This window comes from Bacillus sp. FSL K6-1338 (genome assembly GCF_038006965.1).
GTDB lineage: Bacteria > Bacillota > Bacilli > Bacillales > Bacillaceae_G > Bacillus_A > Bacillus_A thuringiensis_S.
In genome coordinates this window covers 2,209,027-2,227,584 of sequence record NZ_JBBOWI010000001.1, presented here as the reverse complement: position 1 = coordinate 2,227,584, position 18,558 = coordinate 2,209,027, and the positions used below count along the sequence as shown (strand labels likewise).

Sequence of the window (18,558 nt, the reverse complement as noted above, 5' to 3'; positions counted from 1 at the left end):
CAAAAACATGGAATCAGTTACAGAAAACGAAGGACGAAATACAAAAAACTACTGATTAAATACATAAGTAGCTTTTATAATGTTTAGCTTCAATACAACTTACAACTGTTTTATCATCTTCTTTTATAAAAATTATGTCTCATGTTATACAATTGCTAAATTAAAATTTCCCTTTACAAGTAGAAAAAATTTTTATACTTCGATGTACCTTATTTTTTATAAAATCACAAATTTTTTTCCAATAAATAAAACTAAATATTCACTAATATATCTATCCGTGGTTTAATATATATAATAAAAAATATTTCTGTCTTTAAGGAGGTACTATGAAAGCAAACGTAGGGGATACTATACTTTTTCAACGAAACAATTTAAAGATTACAGGATCTGTACTAAAACTTTATACTGAATCGGTCTTAGTTGAAATTACAAATGTAAGCGGTGGTACTTTTGAATTTGATCGAACAATTGTAAATCATAAAAACTATAAAGTTTTAAATACAAATACATAAAACAACACAAAATAGCCCCTGCTCAACAGCAGGGGCCATTTTATATAAAAATATTTCACTAGTTTATATACCCTAAAACATTAACAATCTTACTCGCTTTTAAATTGTTAATATGATAATAAATTTCTAAACCTCTTCTCTCTGCTCGTAACACTTTACCCTTCATTTTTGATAAATGTTGTGAAACAGTAGATTGCGGAATATTCAGTAACTCTGTTAATTGTGTTACATTACAAGTTTTTCTCGTACTTAATTCATTTACAATTTGCAGGCGGATTGGATGCGCCATAATTTTTAAAATATCTACATCTTCTTCTGAAACTAAAGTTTTTCTCATTTCACTCGTATATGTTGTCATAAGACATTCCCCTTTTATATGAATTCCATATTCATAAGATCTATTTCCAAATTTTTTAAAACCCTTAATTAAAACTTTCATATAGAAATAAAAGGATTTTAAATTTTTGAAAACAGAACTTACATTCACTTTATTTATTTATTTGGTACATATACATAATACAATGTTAATATGTGCTCTATGTGAAGTTCGCATAAATTTGTGATGAAGATTTATTTAGCCACTCGCATCCTACTCATCTAATTACCCACTGCATAAAATCATCAGTTATTTTAACACATTTTAGGCGTTTGTATATACTATTTATAAAACAACTTTTATAAAGGGGAATTCATATGCCTACAGCGTTACAAGAAGAAGTCGAAGAAGCACGGGAAACATATGTCAGTCGTATCATCTTAGTTGGAGGATCCGCTTTATTTTTAGTAGGCGGAGTTATCTCGGCAATTTCAGCCTTTAAAACTTATAATCGTTTAGAGAATACGCCGCCTTCTACAGATAATTCATAGATATTTTATAAAATAAAACGTCGTCTCCAATGAAGAGACGACGTTTTATTATTCATACATATGACACTAAAAGTATCGGTAGGTTCCCTACTCCATTTTCTAGGCTTACTTCACCACAAACCTAGTCTGACTACACCCATCCTTCTGCTTCGTTACTTCTAATACAGCCGGCATTGCGTTTTTCAGCTCTTGTACGTGTGAAATGACACCGATAAATCGGCCTGATTTTTGTAAGTCAATTAAGGCATCTACTGCTTTCGTTAATGATTCTTCATCTAATGAACCGAACCCTTCATCGATGAACATCGTTTCGATGGAAATACCACCTTCATATGCTTGAATTACATCTGCCATTCCTAGCGCTAAGCAAAGTGATGCGTTAAATTTCTCTCCGCCAGATAATGTTTTTACATCACGTGTTTGACCAGTGTATGCATCGTACACATCTAATCCTAATCCACTTTGACGGTTTCTTTTTTCAACTCGCTCACTTCGTTTTAAATAAAATTGTCCATTTGATAATTTACGTAGTCGTTCGTTTGCGATTTGAACAATTTGTTCTAAATACTCAATTAGGATGTAACGTTCAAATGATATACGACTTTCGTTATCACCTTTCATTACTTCATATAGATCAACAAGTTCTTGGAAAGCTTTCTCTTCATCGTGAATTTGTTCGTCAATACGTCTAATGTTTTCATGTAAATCAGAAATATATGTTACCGCATTTTGCGCACGTTGACGTTTTTCTTTAATTATATCGAGATTAATTTCTAGTTCTTTTATGTGTTCACCTAAAGATGTAATATCCATATACTCTTTATCTTTTAATTCTGAGTTTAACTCTTCAATTTGTTTTGCAAGCACTTCGAGAGATGAATAATAACCTTGAATTTCTTTTTGTAACATCTCCATCTGGGCATCGCTTAATTTGGCTTCTTTATACGTGAATTGATCTGTAAACCCGCTTTGTTCTAGCTCTTTCATAAAGCGTGCGAAAGTTTCTTCTTTCTTCAATTTTGCACTTTCAAATTGATTAGAAGCACCTTTCTGTTCAGCTTGAATACGTATATTTTCATTTTGCCAATGCTGATACGCTTCCTGCACTTTCTTCCATTCGTCCTCCATTAACCTAAGTTCCTGCATAGCTTGGTCCAACTGTGCTTTCCAAGCTTGTACTGTTTGTAAGTTTTCTGGAATATTTCGTTTATCATGTTCATATGACGTACGAAGTTGCATGCACTCCATTTCTGTACGGTGCTGCATTGTTTCTACTTCCCGTTTTTGTTTCTGAAGTTCTTCTATTTTTTCTTCTACGCTTTTCATGTTCACAGCAATCTGCTTACGTGTTTCTTCACTTGCTTTTAACGTATTCACGTCTGCTGCTAATTGTTTTCCTTTTTGAACAAGTGCACTATATGTTTCAGCTAATTTTTCCGAGTTGTAGCCGCGCTTCACAACTTCTTCTATCACTTGTTCATATTGTAGTCGATAAAAATTCCATTTCTCCTCTACTTGCACATTTAATTTTTCAGCAATGTTCTTCTTATCTCTTAAATCGTTTAACTCTTTTTCATCGATCGCATTACTTTGCTCTGTAGCTTTTTGTGGATGATTCGTACTACCACATACCGGACAAGATTCACCATCATGTAAATGAAGAGCTAGTATACCAGCTTGTTCACTTAACCAGCGGCGCTCCATGTTTTCATACGCACGAACTGCCACTTGCATTTTATTATTTGCCGCTTCTTTTTCTTGCTCAAATTTTTGTTTTTCTTGCCAAACATCATATGCTTGCTTTAAAACTTTTGCATCTTCTCGCATATTGGTTAGTTCTTCTACTTTAGCTACATATTGCTCAAGTGCTTGTTCTAATTGCTGCAATTCATCAGACATTCCCTGTTTTTGACTTGTATGCTCTTCTAGTTGTTGATCCAACTTTTGCATACTTTCTTTTAATTTCCCTATTTGAATTTCGGCATTTTGTAAATTCAGCTTTCTCTCAGCTAATGATTCAATGATCGCTTGTAACTCTTCTAATCTTTGAACAAGTTTTTTAGCCTCTTCTCGTTCAAGTTCTTTATTCTTTACTACTTCATACTTCTCCTGAGCAAGCTCAAAACTATTCATTATCTGTTCTTGTTTGACGATTATCTGTTTTAACAAACTTTCAGCTTTCTGCTCATTTTGCATCGCTTCTTCATACCATTGTTCAAATGGTATGAAGCGTTTTGCTTGTTCCGCACGTTTAAAGGATTTTTCTTTCCCTTCAATTGCTGAACGGTTCTCTTGTAAAGTGTTATATTTCTCATTCTTTTGTTGTAAATCTATAAATTTCTCATTTACAGATTTTGCTGCATGAAAACGTGTTTCTGCATCCTTTAATTGCTTCGTTTGAACATCTTGTTCTACTTGTAATTGCTCAATCTCTGCCTTATACACGGTTGTTTCTTGTTCTAACACTTCTACTACTTGATGCGTATTTACATGTTCTTGTGCCACTAATGTCTCTAATAATGCTCCATCACGGATTGGTAATTTAAAAACATTACGGAAATAGAGCTCTCTCTCTTTTTGTTTTTCTTGCAAGACGTCTTTCCATTGTTTTCTCTTTTGATCAAGTAACTCACGCATTAATTTATAACGATCCGTTTTAAAAATACGACGTAAAATCTCTTCTTTGTTTTCCGTCTCAGATGTTAATAGTTTTCGGAATTCCCCTTGGGGTAACATAACAATTTGGCTAAATTGATGTTTACTTAACCCAATTAAATCTTCCATTTTTTTGTTTACGTCTGTTACATGAAAACGATCGACGGCTGGAACGTTTTCTCCATCAATAACTTCATATAATTCTACTGCATGTCCTGTAATAGTCTTATTCCCTTGTTTTTTATGTCCAAGTTGTCGTTTTATTTCATAGCGTTTCCCTTTTAACTGAAAGGTTAGTTCAACACTTGTATAAACATTATCATCAGCAAATTGACTTCGAAGCATGCTCGTATCGCTACGTTCTTCTCCGCTAGCCTCACCATATAATACATAACAAATCGCATCAAAAATCGTTGTTTTTCCAGCTCCCGTATTCCCAGAAATAGCGAAAATACGATGTTCTCCAAGATCTTCAAAATCGATTACTTCTTTCTGTTTATATGGCCCGAATGCTGTCATAATAAGCTGAATCGGTCTCATCCTCGTTCACCTTCCCGCTCTTGCACTGTTTGTAATACATCTATAAATAGGCGTTCTTTCTCTTCTGATAAATCTAACCCTTTCATTTCTTTATAGAAAGCCTTTAAAAGAGATAAATCATCCGTTTTATGTCTTGAAACAGTTACTTCATTTGTATCTGTGAGTTCTCGCCGTTGCATCGCTCTTTCAACGTGCATTGCATTTGGATATACAGATCGTATTTTCTCCATTGGCTGTAAGACAGGATTTTCGTCTAATAATTTTACAAATACGTAATCTTCACTTACTGGGTGCTGTAATAATTCATCTATTTTCGCTTCTACTGTTCGCATTTTACGACGTGGTAAAAGTAACCTTTTTTCAATCGCTACTTCACCGGTTTCATTCATTTCTACAATGTAATAACCTTTTTTATGTTTCTCTTCAGAAATAGAATAGGCAAGTGGTGAACCAGAATATCGAATCGTCTCATTACGTACAAAATGCGCTTGATGTAAATGTCCAAGCGCTGTGTAATGAAACTTATCAAAATAATGACTATTTACATATTCAGCACCACCAATTGAAAGTGGTCGTTCTGCATCACTTGTATTCTCCTCCGCTTCTCCTGAAGAAGTTATAAATGCATGTCCAACAAATACATGTCTAGCTTCTTTATCCATCGTTTCAGAGAGCTCATTCATAAAAATGCGCATCGCATCATCATGAGAACGTACGTCTTCATTTTTCAACACGTGTCTAACTATGCTTGGGTCTGCATACGGTATTAGATGGAAGTGAACCTCTCCATATTCATCATTTAGTACGACAGGTTCATACGGAAATTGAAATTGACCTACAATATGTAATCCCTGTTTTTTCATTAAACCACTTCCAAAATGGATACGATCCGGACTATCATGATTACCAGCTACTGCAATAACTGGTGTTTGTAATTCAATAACTATTTTTTGCAGCACATCATTTAATAAGTCTACTGCTTCTGTAGGTGGAATTGCTCGGTCATATAAATCCCCTGCAATAATTACGGCATCTGGTTTTTCTTCTTCAACCGCCTGTACAAACTGATCTAATACAATCTTTTGGTCTTCAGTCATATACACGCCATGAACAAGCTTACCTAAATGCCAATCCGCTGTATGAAATAACTTCATATTTTTCTACTCCTTTTAATTTACTGATTTTAGTGAAACGAGTTGATAGTTTATTGTAGTTTTTCCGTTCTCCCACTCTAGCTTCAATATCGTTGCACTTCCAATTCTTTCTTCATTTGATTTATATAAAGGCAATATTTCTTGAATTGTAAATAAGTGATAACCATCCAATATTAATTGAAATATATTTTCTTCAATATGTAATCTTACTTCTTTTTCATTTGAAATAATTTTTGTGTGCATCTCAAATTTCATGATAGATACAACCCCTTTTTATAATCTCTACATTTTAATAGTATAGTGGCTATGCAAGATTGACAAGTACATACACAGCAAAGTACACACTTTTCTATTGTTATATGTTTTATGTATTTTATATAAAATACGGTATGTGAAATTTTATATTTTCCCCAAAATAAAAATGTCTATTGTGACATCTTTATTTTTGTATAAAGTCTTTCATTACATAATATAAAACGGTAATTAAAACGATTGCGACGAAAAATGAGAACACTGCGACAATGTACCCATCTTTATTTAATAAAATACAGAATGAAATAGATATTATAAAAATCGGAAATACGAGACGTACTTTATCCTTCACTTCTTCTGTCGTATCTGTATGATGAAAATACTGCGTTATTCCTATCATTAAAAAAGACAAAATAATAACCGACAATAGTAAAGGTCCTGGCATTCCGATTTCTCCTTTCTCTATTTCTAATTCAGTGTAAAGTTTTTTATTACAATTGTACGATTCATTTTTTCTTCAAACACTCTTTTTAGAATTGATAATGAACAATTCACACCTATATAATAGCGCTTTTATTATTATAACTTCAAATAATTACACTTACAGTAATGTTGTAATATTCCCCCTTAGTCTCTGAAATCCTGCAAAGATAACTCGTCAAAATATGCGGTGACCAAATTAATATTTACCGTCAACTTTTGACAAAATTTATAAAGGACATTTCAGTACATATCAAGAATTAAGAATAAGAAGATATGTAAGGGAGGATGCATTATGACTGAACACGTTTTATTTTCTATTAGTGAAAACGGCGTTGCAACAATTACTTTAAACCGTCCAAAAGCACTTAATTCTTTATCTTATGACATGTTACAACCTATCGGACAAAAACTTAAAGAGTGGGAACACGATGAGCGTATTGCACTTATCGTGTTAAAAGGTGCTGGCACAAAAGGTTTTTGTGCAGGCGGCGACATTAAAACTCTTTATGAAGCGCGTTCCAATGAAGTGGCATTGCAACATGCAGAACGTTTTTTTGAAGAAGAGTATGAAATTGATACATATATTTATCAATATACAAAACCGATTATTGCTTGTTTAGATGGAATTGTAATGGGCGGTGGTGTCGGTCTTACAAATGGTGCGAAGTATCGCATTGTAACTGAGCGTACGAAATGGGCAATGCCAGAGATGAATATCGGCTTCTTCCCAGACGTCGGAGCTGCATATTTCTTAAATAAAGCACCTGGATATACAGGACGCTTCGTTGCTTTAACAGCATCTATTTTAAAAGCTTCTGACGTATTATTTATTAATGCTGCTGATTACTTTATGACATCTGATTCATTACCAGAGTTTCTTACTGAACTTGAAAGTGTAAATTGGCATAAAGAAGATGATGTACATACTAATTTAAAAGAAGTTATTCGTACATTTGCAACTGCTCCAAACTTAGAAAGCGAGCTGACTCCTTCATTAGAAGCAATCAATTCACATTTTGCTTTCGATACAATTGAAGAAATCATCCATTCATTGGAGAAAGATGAAAGTTCCTTTGCTCTAAAAACAAAAGAAACACTGTTATCAAAATCCCCTATTTCACTAAAAGTAACCTTAAAACAGTTTATTGATGGACAAGATAAATCCGTTGAAGAATGCTTCGCTACGGACCTTATACTTGCTAAAAATTTCATGAGACATGAAGATTTCTTCGAAGGAGTACGCTCCGTTGTCGTTGATAAAGATCAAAATCCGAACTATAAATATAAACAGTTAAGTGACGTTTCAGAAGAAGATGTGAATCGTTTCTTTAACTTACTTAATGCATAAAATGAAACTGTAATGCGTGGGTGTTTTGTTCATCCCCCACCTAACTTCTTTGCTTCAGCTAAATCTTGTGCGGTGGAAATCTTACTACCCGCAAATAGCGGGATAAAATCGAGGCTATATAGTAGTGTAATTACAGCTACTATATAGCCTTTTTATTTAATGATTTTTAATAAGATTTAATTTTATTAAATCCACTTTTGTGCTACACTAATTTCAATCAAATATTCTAAAAATAAAAAGGAGGGACGGCTATGATAGAAAATTATCTTCTTTTCATCATTATGTCTATTTGTCTTATCATTTTACCTGGTCCAGATACAGCAATGGCTACGAAAAATACATTGATTGCCGGTAAAGTCGGTGGAGTAAAAACAGTGTTCGGTACATGTATCGCGCTATTAATTCATACTTTAGCTGCTGTAATTGGTCTTTCTGCACTTATTGTAAAGTCAGCTCTTTTATTTTCTATTTTCAAGTACGTTGGGGCTCTCTATTTAATATATATCGGTATTAAAGCCCTTTTAGCAGTAAGAAATAAAGAAGGCGTAGATACAAATGATATATCTTTAAATAATGAAAACAAACATACTTCTTGCTTTCGCCAAGGATTTCTAACGAATTTATTAAATCCTAAGATAGCAGTCTTCTTTTTAACTTTTTTACCGCAATTTTTAAATCCAAATCATAATACATTTATTCAACTTCTTGTAATGGGCCTTACTTACCTCGTTTTAACCGCCTTTTGGTTTGCGTTTTATATATTTTTAATTGATAAAATTAGTGCTTTTATGAAAAAACCGAAAACGCAACGTTATATTCAAGGGCTAACAGGAATCGTCCTAATTGGATTTGGTGTTAAACTAGCTTTTGAAAAAAGTAATTGATAAAAACGAAAAACACCACTATTAATAGTGGTGTTTTTCATTTCACAACTAATTTGACAGTCTACTCTTTATTAAAACCAGCGCTCAGTTACAACTTTTTTACGTGTATAGAATTGAACGCCATCTGTACCATTTGTACCTAAATCACCAAAGAATGAAGCTTTATTTCCTGCAAATGCGAAGAATGCCATTGGTGCTGGAACATTTACATTTACACCAATCATACCAGCATCGATGTTATCACGGAATGTTTGTGCATGTTTACCATTTGACGTATAAATAACCGCACCATTTGCAAATTTAGATTGATTTGTTAGTTTAATACCTTCTTCTAAATCTTTAACACGTACAATGCTTAATACTGGAGCAAAAATTTCATCTTGCCAAATTTTCATTTCTTGATTCACGCCATCAAAGATTGTCGCACCTACAAAATAACCTTCTCCAACTTCTTCATTAATTTTACGGCCATCTACTAATAAAGTTGCCCCATCTGCTACACCACTATTAATATAGCCTAAAACACGCTCTTTATGAGATTCACGAATTAATGGTCCAACATAGTTATCTTCGTTAAAGCCATCGCCTACTTTTAATTTTTTCGTTTCTGCTACTAATACATCAATGAATTCATCAGCAATTTCATCCACTACTGCTACTACTGAGCATGCCATGCAGCGCTCTCCACTACTTGCAAATGCAGATCCAATTACACCTTGTACTGTTTTCTCAAGATTGCAATCTGGCATTACAATCGCATGGTTTTTTGCACCCGCTAACGCTTGTACACGTTTTCCGTGTTTCGTACCTGTTTCATATACGTAACGAGCTACTGGCTCAGAACCGACGAACGAAACAGCTTGAATATCTTTATTTTCTAAAATGCTATTTACAACATCTTTTCCGCCTTGCACTAAATTTAATACGCCTTTTGGGAAACCTGCTTCATAGAATAATTCTACAAGTCGCTCCGCTAAAAGTGGCGTTCTTTCCGATGTTTTTAATACGAATGTATTACCGCAAGCAATTGCAAGTGGGAACATCCATAACGGAATCATCATTGGGAAGTTAAACGGCGTAATACCAGCAACAACTCCGATTGGGTAGCGCCAAATTGATCCATCAATTCCACTAGCAATATTCGGCAGCGCTTGACCCATCATTAAATTAGGTGCCGATGTTGCAAGTTCCACTGCTTCAATACCACGCTGTACTTCACCTGTTGCATCCGTTAGCGTCTTACCATTCTCTAGCGTAATGATTTTCGCAAGCTCATCTTTGTTTTCTTGTAATAGCTGTAAATATTTATATAAATTTCTTGAACGATTCGGAACTGGTACTTTAGACCACGTTTCAAATGCTGCTTTTGCCGCTTCAACAGCTTTTTCAACATCTTCTTTTGGAGATAGTGGAACGTAAGCGATAATTTTTCCAGTCGCTGGATTTGGAACTGCTTCTACTTCCGTACCTGTCGATTCAACCCACTCACCGTTAATGTGATTTTTTACTCGTTTAATTTCAGTTGTAATCATTGTATTCTCTCCTTTGTATAATTTATTTTTGATTAGAAATTAATTGCTCGCTAACTTTCTTATATAAAGCAGCCATATCGTTTTCACCATATCCAGCTTGACTAGCTTCGTCATATACGTTTAATAACATTTCGCTTACCGGTAAATGGAGTTCGCTTTCCTTAGCTAAGTCAACTGCAAATCCTAAATCTTTCTTCAATAAGTTCACAGTAAATCCTGGCTCGTAGTTTTCAGGTGCTATAAAACTTTTAAAATTACGTTCATAAATTCTACTTTGACCGTAACTTACATTTAAAATATCAAACATTTTATCTAAATCCATATTGTTCTTTTTCGCTAATGTTAAAGCTTCACTCACTCCAGCTGTATAAAAACCAATTAATAAGTTATTAATTAACTTAACAGTTGTACCACTATCAATCTGCTCACTAACGTGGAAAATGTTCGCGCCTAGTACGCCCATGATAGATTCCGTTTTCTCATATACCTCTTTTGATCCACCAACCATAAACGTTAATGTACGGTTTTCGGCTCCGATTACTCCACCACTCACAGGTGCTGCTAAAAAGTCTACTTTCTTTTCCTTTGCAACTTCCTCTAATTGTTTGTTTAACTGCGGCGATACCGTACTTGTATCAATGAAAACTACATTCGAGTGACCATTTTCAAATAATCCTTCTGCTCCAAAATATACCGCTTCAACAGCACGAGGTGAAGGTAAACTTGTAAAAACTACATCACATGTTTCTGCTAGTTTTAAGATTGATAGACCGATAATTCCGCCTTCTTTTTCAAAGGACGCTTCTGCCTCTTTATTTAAGTCCACGCCATATACCGTGTAACCTGATTTAACTAGATTTTTTGACATCGGAAGACCCATGTTACCTAAACCGATAAAACCAATCTTTTTCATATCGCTTTCCTCCTATTTACACAATATATTTCCCACGATTTATAATAGCTTTCGCAATTTCTCTCTTCTTCATAAATACGTTCGTGTATAAAGGTACTAATAATTGACGGATTTCAGCTAAAATCACATGTCTATCTTTTTCTTCTGTGACAGCCGCTGAAAGTACAGAAATCGCCGCTTCTTCTACTTTACGATATCCTTCTTCACAAATAACATCCGTTATTTGTTGCTTCGTACGTTCTTTTTCCTCACCATTTTTACTTACTGCTTTTCTCGTACGTAAAAACGCTGATTCCATGACGTACACGTCCGTCAACATATTTGATATTACACGTGAATATTCTTGTTCTTGGTCGATTTTTAGACTTGGAGTTTTAGAGAGCGTTTTCAAAGATTGTTTCAACAATTTTTTCGCTAATAAAATGTAACGATGGTTTCTTTCGACATTTGCTACATCACTTTCTACTTCAGTATCTTCTAATTGTTCGATTTGCTTCATTAACATTTTGGCAACTGTTAATCTATTAATTTCGTTCGTTCCTTCAAAAATACGACTAATTCTAGCATCACGATACAATCGTTCTACCTCGTACTCTTGCATATAACCGTAACCACCATGAATTTGTACAGCTTCATCTACAATATAAGCAAGTGTTTCAGAAGCATTTACTTTATTTAGTGCACATTCAATTGCAAATTGAGACATTTTTTTCATAAGATCTTCATCGCTCTCATGAATTGCTTCATCAATTACACCTGCTGTACGGTAAGCTGCACTTTCGGCTCCATATGTAGCAATAATCATATTTGCAATTTTCTCTTGAATCATCGTAAAGTCTACTAATTCCGTTTGGAACTGTTTTCGCTCTTTTCCATATTGAACCGACAAACCAATTGCTTGTTTTGCTGTTCCAATATTTCCAAAAGCAAGTTTAAGTCTAGCAAAGTTAAGAATATTAAGAGCTACGTGATGCCCTTTCCCAACTTCCCCTAAAACATTTTCAACAGGGATGACAACATCTTCTAAAATAAGAGTCGCCGTTGAAGAACCTTTAATACCCATTTTCTTTTCTTCTAACCCAATGGATACACCTTCACATGTTCTTTCGACAATAAATGCTGTCATTCCTTTATTTGTCTTTGCAAAAACAACGTATACATCTGCCATATGAGCATTTGTAATCCATTGCTTCTCACCATTTAACTTCCAAGCTGTTCCCTCTTCATTCAATACTGCGCTCGTTTTTGCACTTAATGCATCCGAACCAGCATTTGGCTCAGTTAAAGCATAAGCCCCAATCCATTCTCCCGATGCGATTTTTGGTAAATATTTTTCTTTCTGTTCTTTCGTTCCGTAATATATGTAAGGCAATGTACCGACACCAGCGTGTATATTAAATGAAACGCTAAATGCACCAGCGTAACCCATTTTCTCTGCTACAAGACCTGAGACAGCCTTTCCTAACTCGAACCCGCCATAATCTTCTGGTACCTCAATGCCTAATAATCCAAGTTCCCCAGCTTTCTCAAATAATTGACGAGAAACTTTATAGTTATGTTGTTCAATATTCTCCATTTGTGGAACAATTTCTTGTTTAACGAATTGTTCTGTCGTTTTTGCGATTAAATCTTCATCACCTGAAAAATCTTCTGGTGTAAAGTAAGTATGATTTATATCTTTATTGAGTGAAAAAAATTCATCCCATGGTAACTTCGTTTTCTCCATATGTATCCCCCTATCATTCGGCTTTCATAGCTTTTTGCTTATGCTCGTCTACGATGAGTGGAATATCTTTTTTTGAAAATAGAAGGCGATGATTTTTCACATCAAGCATTTTATTTTGCCAAAGATGTATTTTCATCGCCTTCACTGCTTTATCTATTGATCTTCTGATAATACTGTTTTTGCAATACCAGTATCTAACTCTTCAAAGTCATGATATGAAATTGTTTCGTATAATTCACTTCTCGTTTGCATATTAGAAAGTGCATCTTTTTGAGAACCTGTTTCTTTAATCAAAGTAAACACATTTTCATACGCTTTCGCTGCAACGCGAAGTGAAGTTACAGGATAAATAACCATTTGAAAGCCCATATTCGCAAATTCCTCTGCACTATAATATGGAGTTTTTCCGAATTCAGTCATATTCGCAAGTAAAGGTGCATTTACCTTACTATTAAATAGACGGAATTCTTCCTCTGATTGAAGCGCTTCAGGGAAAATTGCATCTGCACCGGCTTTTACATATGCATTTGCTCTTTCAATTGCTTCATCTAATCCTTCAACGCCGCGAGCATCAGTACGTGCTACAATGTATAAGCTCGGTGCAACTTCTTTAATTGCTTTAATTTTTTGAACCAATTCTTCTGTAGTAACAAGTTTCTTACCATTTAAATGTCCACATTTTTTTGGTAATTGCTGATCTTCAATTTGGACAGCTGCTACTTTCGCTTCCATCATTTCTACAGCTGTTCTCGCTACATTTAGTACACCACCAAATCCTGTATCAATGTCAACAAGAACAGGTAAGTCTGTAGCTCTTACTAAATCTCTTGCTCTCTCAGCCACTTCAGTAGACGTCACGATACCTAAATCTGGTAACCCTTTACTTGCAGTATAAGCAGCTCCGGATAAATAAAGAGCTGAAAAACCTGTATTTTTTGCAACTAAAGCCGCCATTGCATCATGAGCACCTGGAATTTGCAAAATTTCATTTGCTTCTACTAAAGCTCGGAATCGATTCGCAAGCTCCTCTTGTGTTGACTGCTTTTTCACAACCCAAGCCATTCTAAATTCCCCCTATTATTAAATTAAGAATAGATCTACAAATTCGTTTACATTCATATTTTCTAGTTTTTCTTCATTTAAACAAACTTCATGAATTTGTTCTTGTTGCTTACTAGAATAATGACCTGCCATATTTGCAGTGAACTTTTGAACAACTTTTGGGATTGCTTCGTCTCTACGGAAACGGTGACCAAGTGGATATTCACATTCCACATTTTCTGTTACTGTGCCATCTTTAAAGTGAACTTGAACAGCGTTGGCGATTGAGCGCTTGTTCGGGTCAAGGTAATCTAAACTGTACTGTTTGTTTTCAACAACAACCATCTTATTACGTAATTCATCTACACGTGGATCGTTTGCTACTGCATCTTCATAATCGTCTGCAACGATATCTCCTTTTAATAAACCAATTGCCGTAATGTATTGTAAGCAATGATCACGATCAGCTGGGTTATTTAATGGACCTTCTTTATCAATAATACGAATTGCTGATTCATGAGTTGTAATTGTAATACGGTCAATTTCATCTAATCTCTCTTTAATTTCCGGATGCAACTTCACTGCACATTCTGCAGCCGTTTGTGCATGGAATTCTGCTGGATATGACACTTTAAATAATACATTTTCCATTACATATGACTCTAGTGGTCTTGCTAATTTTAATTCCTGTTTATTGAATAATACATCTTGGAATCCCCATCCTGGTGCAGATAGGGCCGTTGGATAACCCATTTCACCTTTTAGAGCAGTCATTGCAAGATGAACACCGCGGCTCGTTGCGTCACCTGCAGCCCATGATTTACGTGAGCCCGTATTTGGAGCATGACGATATGTACGAAGACTAGAATTATCAATCCACGCATGTGATAATGCATTAAAGATTTCTTCACGTGTTCCGCCAAGCATTTTCGCAACTACTGCAGTTGTTGCTACTTTTACATATAATACATGGTCAAGACCAACTCTGTTTAAGCTGTTTTCTAAAGCGAGCACGCCTTGAATCTCATGTGCTTTAATCATCATTTCTAATACTTCACGTACTTTTAAAGCTTCTTTTCCTTCTGAAATACGAACACGGCTAATATAATCTGCAACCGCTAAAATTCCGCCTAGGTTATCAGATGGATGTCCCCACTCTGCTGCAAGCCAAGTATCGTTATAGTCTAACCAACGGATCATACATCCGATATTAAATGCACCTTTTACTGGATCTAGTACATAAGACGTACCTGGTACACGTGTACCATTTGGCACAATTGTTCCTGGCACAACTGGTCCTAGTAATTTCGTACATTCTGGATATTGCAGTGCTAAAATTCCACATCCAAGTGTATCAAGTAATACGTAACGAGCTGTACTGAATGCTTCTGCACTAGTAACCTCTTTATTTAATACATAATCGGTAATCTCTTCTAATAATGCATCTTTTTGCTTAATTTCATTTGTTTTAATCATGCTATCCTTCCCTTTCTGTCGAAAATTCGTTATTATTAATGATGGGTGTCGGTCAAACACCCATCTGGCGGGCGGCGCTAACAACTCCCCAGTTGTTCTTATTTACTAAGTACATGTCGCTCGCCAATATAATTTACACGTGGACGGAACAAACGATTATTTGCATGTTGCTCAATAACGTGCGCACATAACCCCACTGTTCTAGAGCTAAAGAAGATTGGTGTATAAAGTTGAATTGGAATACCTAGCATCCAATATACTGGAGCTGCATAATAATCAAGATTTGGATAAATTCCTTTTTCTTTTTCCATAATCTTTTCTCCAGCTTCACACATTTCATATAGTGTATAATCACCTTTTACATCACATAACTGTTTTAAAGCTTCCTTCATCATAAGTGCTCTTGGATCCATCTTCTTCATATAAACACGGTGTCCAAAGCCCATAATTTTTTCTTTGTTATATAGTTTCTTCTGTAATAACTCTTCAAATTTCTCAACATTACCAGCTTCTAAAAGCATGTACATAACCGCTTCATTTGCACCGCCATGTAAACTTCCTTTTAAAGATGCAACTGCACCTGTTAAAGCACCGTATAAATCTGATTGTGTTGATGCAATAACGCGAGCTGTAAATGTAGAGTTTGGCATTTCATGCTCACTATATAAAACAAGGGAACGATCAAAGATCTTTTCCTCAAGTTCAGTTGGTTTTTTACCAGTTAACATATAGAAGAAATTCGCACTATAAGATAATTCTTTAAGAGGTTCAATTGGCTCCTCATTATTTAAAATATGATAGCTATTCGCTACAATGTTTGGCACTTTACTTAACAGCTTGTACCCTCGGCTTTTATTCACTTCTAACGAGCGGTTTTCGATATCATTATCGTAACCAGCTAACGCTGACACACCTGTACGTAATCCATCCATGGGATGCGTCTCTTTAGGCAATGCCTTTAGTACGTTGAATACACCTTCTGGTACTGCATATTCTTCTTTTAGTTTCTTTTCAAGTGTTGCTTTTTCATCTTCATTCGGTAGGTGTTCCTCCAATAAAAGGTGCACAATGTCTAAATACTCTTTTGTTTTTGAGAGTTCGATTAAGTCATACCCTTGAATTACAATTTCACCTTTTACTGTGTCAAGAAACGAAATTTTCGTCTCCGCTGCCACTATACCATCTAATCCCGGGGAAAATTTTTCTTCAGCTTTCATCATTATTTCCTCCAATCCTAATAGATCTTCGTGCACATAACTGTAAGCCTTTACAATATTGTGAAACTACATTTCTACTTCAATGTATCAGAGTTTTTAGAAGATTTCAATTTATTTTATAATTATAAGTTTCCTACACTTTTCTTACTGTAACAATACAATTTTTTGAAAATAATTCTTATGTTTTATAAAGAAAGAATAGACTTCTTTGCGTATTTTAAAAAACAAGATATAAAGATTTTTCATATAACACCGCCAAATATACAATTATTCTAATTTTATTTGAGAAATAAAAAAAACGAGCTATACATAAATACAGCTCGTTACTATATGATATTTATTTCACTATCTCTTAAATATAATTTTTATATAAAACTTATTCATTTTTAATAAAGTTATTATTTTACATAATTAAATTGAATTTCTTCCATTTCCTCATGATAACTTACAAATAAATCATAGTTTTGAAAATACCAAAGATCATCACAATCTACAAAAAATATAATACCTTCCTTCTCAACTGACACTATTTCTCCATCTGGTTTCTCAGCAACAACCCCTAAAGAATATCCGGGCTGAATTGAACTATCCCCTCCGTACCTTACAGTAACACGTACAGATTCACCGTGCTTTATACGTAATTCTTCCTGGAACCATTGCAGAGCTTTACGATCAATTGAAATTTCCAGCTTTATTCCTCCAGTTTACACAAACTCTTTTTTTCCTAATCGTTGTTTTACAAAGAAGACGAAAATAATTAAGGCTATCAATGCTGAAATTGCACTCCCTGAAAATAAAATACGATAACCAAACATTTGTGAAACAACTCCAAGTACAATAGCACCTAACCCGATTCCTAAATCAAACGCTGTAAAAAATGAAGCATTTGCAACTCCTCTTTTACTCGGATCGACAATTGTAAGCATTGCCGCTTGCAAAGCTGGCTGCGCTGAACCAAATCCAATACCGTATAATGTTGCTGCGATAATTACACCTATCAAACCATTTGAAATAGTTAAAACAACTATAGCTAAAATAGTAATACATAATGCTGGGAGTATGATGAATACTTCTCCACACTTATCTAATAGTTTCCCTGAAATTGGTCTTACAATTGTTAATGCAATTGCATATACAAGAAAGAAAGTTCCCGGATTTACATGAATTGATGATGCAAATAACGGTAAAAAGGTTGTTATTCCTCCATATGCAAACGATAAAAAGAATACTACAATCGTGATTGTTAATACGGATTTCTCAAATAGCTGAATTTTTCCTTTTTCTTTTTGTAGCGTAAATGGCATCTTCGTTATTAGTGATAATACGACTGCCATAAAAGATAACAACGTCGCTAATAAAAATAGACCATTAAATGAATAATTTTGCACAACCCATAATCCAATCATAGGTCCGATGGCCATTGCAATTGTCATCGCCATCCCGTACCAGCCCATTCCTTCTCCACGGCGTGAATCTGGAATAATATCAGTTATTGCTGTTCCAACAGCTGTTGTAGAAACAGCCCATGTTACTCCGTGAATAACACGTAAAACAGCTAAAAGGACAATAGTCGATGCTATATTATAGGAATACATCGTTAATCCAAAAAAGATAAGTCCGAAAATAATAAAGGATCTTCTACCATATTGATCTAGCATTCCTCCAATAATCGGTCGTATTACTACAGCAGCTATCGTAAACATCCCCATCATGAGTCCAACTTGCGATTCATTGCCACCTATCTCTTTAATAAAGAGCGGTAGCGTTGGAACAAGTAAATAAAATCCTGTAAATAAAAATAACATTGCGAAAGTCATTTTAATAAATGATTTCGTCCATAATCGTTCCATAAAAATACCTCCATACACTCGTAAAATATTACGATTAACAACCTCATTGTACATTTTATTGATCTCTTTTCCCTCCGCAAATAGACGTATCTTTTCATATTAAATAGT

Annotated in this window: 18 protein-coding genes; 4 read left to right on the top strand and 14 right to left on the bottom strand. The window is 34.7% G+C overall.

Features of this window, described 5'->3' with window-relative positions:
* Positions 1-326 precede the first annotated feature (326 nt).
* Positions 327-512, top strand: coding sequence for a YkvS family protein (locus tag NZ044_RS11600; RefSeq protein WP_000646793.1), 186 nt, complete (start codon positions 327-329; stop codon positions 510-512).
* 58 nt (positions 513-570) lie between these two features.
* Here NZ044_RS11600 and NZ044_RS11595 read toward each other — a convergent pair whose 3' ends face one another.
* Positions 571-870 carry an ArsR/SmtB family transcription factor gene (locus tag NZ044_RS11595; protein ID WP_000214801.1) on the bottom strand — a complete coding sequence of 100 codons (300 nt, stop codon included), beginning with the start codon at positions 868-870 and terminating at the stop codon, positions 571-573.
* 335 nt (positions 871-1,205) lie between these two features.
* Here NZ044_RS11595 and NZ044_RS11590 point away from each other — a divergent pair, with 335 nt between their 5' ends.
* Entirely contained in the window at positions 1,206-1,379 is a 174-nt protein-coding gene (locus NZ044_RS11590; RefSeq protein ID WP_001141667.1) for a hypothetical protein, read from the top strand.
* Between the two features lie 105 nt (positions 1,380-1,484).
* On the opposite strand, the gene NZ044_RS11585 is transcribed toward NZ044_RS11590, so the two are convergent.
* The 4 genes from NZ044_RS11585 to NZ044_RS11570 form a co-directional block, all read right to left on the bottom strand.
* Positions 1,485-4,574: an AAA family ATPase gene (locus NZ044_RS11585; protein ID WP_098505517.1), complete on the bottom strand. Its 3,090-nt coding sequence runs from the start codon at positions 4,572-4,574 to the stop codon at positions 1,485-1,487.
* Complete coding sequence (locus tag NZ044_RS11580) at positions 4,571-5,728, bottom strand: exonuclease SbcCD subunit D (protein WP_017763122.1); 1,158 nt, start codon at positions 5,726-5,728, stop codon at positions 4,571-4,573. The genes NZ044_RS11585 and NZ044_RS11580 overlap by 4 nt, the downstream gene beginning before the upstream one ends.
* Positions 5,729-5,743: 15 nt before the next feature.
* The gene (locus NZ044_RS11575) at positions 5,744-5,983 is read right to left on the bottom strand and encodes a DUF2584 family protein (protein WP_000667344.1); all 240 of its coding nucleotides are present in this window, start codon (positions 5,981-5,983) and stop codon (positions 5,744-5,746) included.
* 184 nt (positions 5,984-6,167) lie between these two features.
* Positions 6,168-6,425: a hypothetical protein gene (locus NZ044_RS11570; protein WP_001119404.1), complete on the bottom strand. Its 258-nt coding sequence runs from the start codon at positions 6,423-6,425 to the stop codon at positions 6,168-6,170.
* A gap of 330 nt (positions 6,426-6,755) precedes the next feature.
* On the opposite strand from NZ044_RS11570, the gene NZ044_RS11565 reads away from it, so the two are divergent.
* Positions 6,756-7,811 (top strand): enoyl-CoA hydratase/isomerase family protein, encoded by a 1,056-nt coding sequence (locus NZ044_RS11565; protein ID WP_000134894.1) that lies wholly within the window; start codon positions 6,756-6,758, stop codon positions 7,809-7,811.
* A gap of 251 nt (positions 7,812-8,062) precedes the next feature.
* Positions 8,063-8,695 (top strand): LysE family translocator, encoded by a 633-nt coding sequence (locus tag NZ044_RS11560; protein WP_000572346.1) that lies wholly within the window; start codon positions 8,063-8,065, stop codon positions 8,693-8,695.
* Positions 8,696-8,766: 71 nt separating this feature from the next.
* On the opposite strand, the gene NZ044_RS11555 is transcribed toward NZ044_RS11560, so the two are convergent.
* From NZ044_RS11555 to NZ044_RS11515, 9 genes are all read right to left on the bottom strand, one after another.
* Positions 8,767-10,227 (bottom strand): CoA-acylating methylmalonate-semialdehyde dehydrogenase, encoded by a 1,461-nt coding sequence (locus NZ044_RS11555; protein ID WP_000633339.1) that lies wholly within the window; start codon positions 10,225-10,227, stop codon positions 8,767-8,769.
* A gap of 22 nt (positions 10,228-10,249) precedes the next feature.
* Positions 10,250-11,140, bottom strand: coding sequence for an NAD(P)-dependent oxidoreductase (locus NZ044_RS11550; protein WP_000719404.1), 891 nt, complete (start codon positions 11,138-11,140; stop codon positions 10,250-10,252).
* Between the two features lie 16 nt (positions 11,141-11,156).
* Positions 11,157-12,866 (bottom strand): acyl-CoA dehydrogenase family protein, encoded by a 1,710-nt coding sequence (locus NZ044_RS11545; RefSeq protein ID WP_000416004.1) that lies wholly within the window; start codon positions 12,864-12,866, stop codon positions 11,157-11,159.
* A 13-nt stretch (positions 12,867-12,879) separates the two neighbouring features.
* A complete protein-coding gene (locus tag NZ044_RS11540; protein WP_000690878.1) occupies positions 12,880-13,002 on the bottom strand; it encodes a hypothetical protein in 123 nt (40 codons plus the stop codon).
* A gap of 17 nt (positions 13,003-13,019) precedes the next feature.
* Positions 13,020-13,928: a methylisocitrate lyase gene (prpB, locus tag NZ044_RS11535; protein ID WP_000312638.1), complete on the bottom strand. Its 909-nt coding sequence runs from the start codon at positions 13,926-13,928 to the stop codon at positions 13,020-13,022.
* Positions 13,929-13,946: 18 nt separating this feature from the next.
* On the bottom strand, positions 13,947-15,383 hold the full coding sequence (gene prpD / locus NZ044_RS11530) for a 2-methylcitrate dehydratase (protein ID WP_000598123.1): 1,437 nt from the start codon (positions 15,381-15,383) through the stop codon (positions 13,947-13,949).
* Positions 15,384-15,481: 98 nt separating this feature from the next.
* Complete coding sequence (gene mmgD / locus NZ044_RS11525; protein ID WP_001987369.1) at positions 15,482-16,603, bottom strand: citrate synthase; 1,122 nt, start codon at positions 16,601-16,603, stop codon at positions 15,482-15,484.
* Between the two features lie 395 nt (positions 16,604-16,998).
* Positions 16,999-17,289, bottom strand: a complete 291-nt coding sequence (locus NZ044_RS11520; protein WP_025989028.1) for a HesB/YadR/YfhF family protein — start codon at positions 17,287-17,289, stop codon at positions 16,999-17,001.
* 15 nt (positions 17,290-17,304) lie between these two features.
* Entirely contained in the window at positions 17,305-18,450 is a 1,146-nt protein-coding gene (locus tag NZ044_RS11515; protein ID WP_000440639.1) for an MFS transporter, read from the bottom strand.
* Between the last annotated feature and the right edge of the window lie 108 nt (positions 18,451-18,558).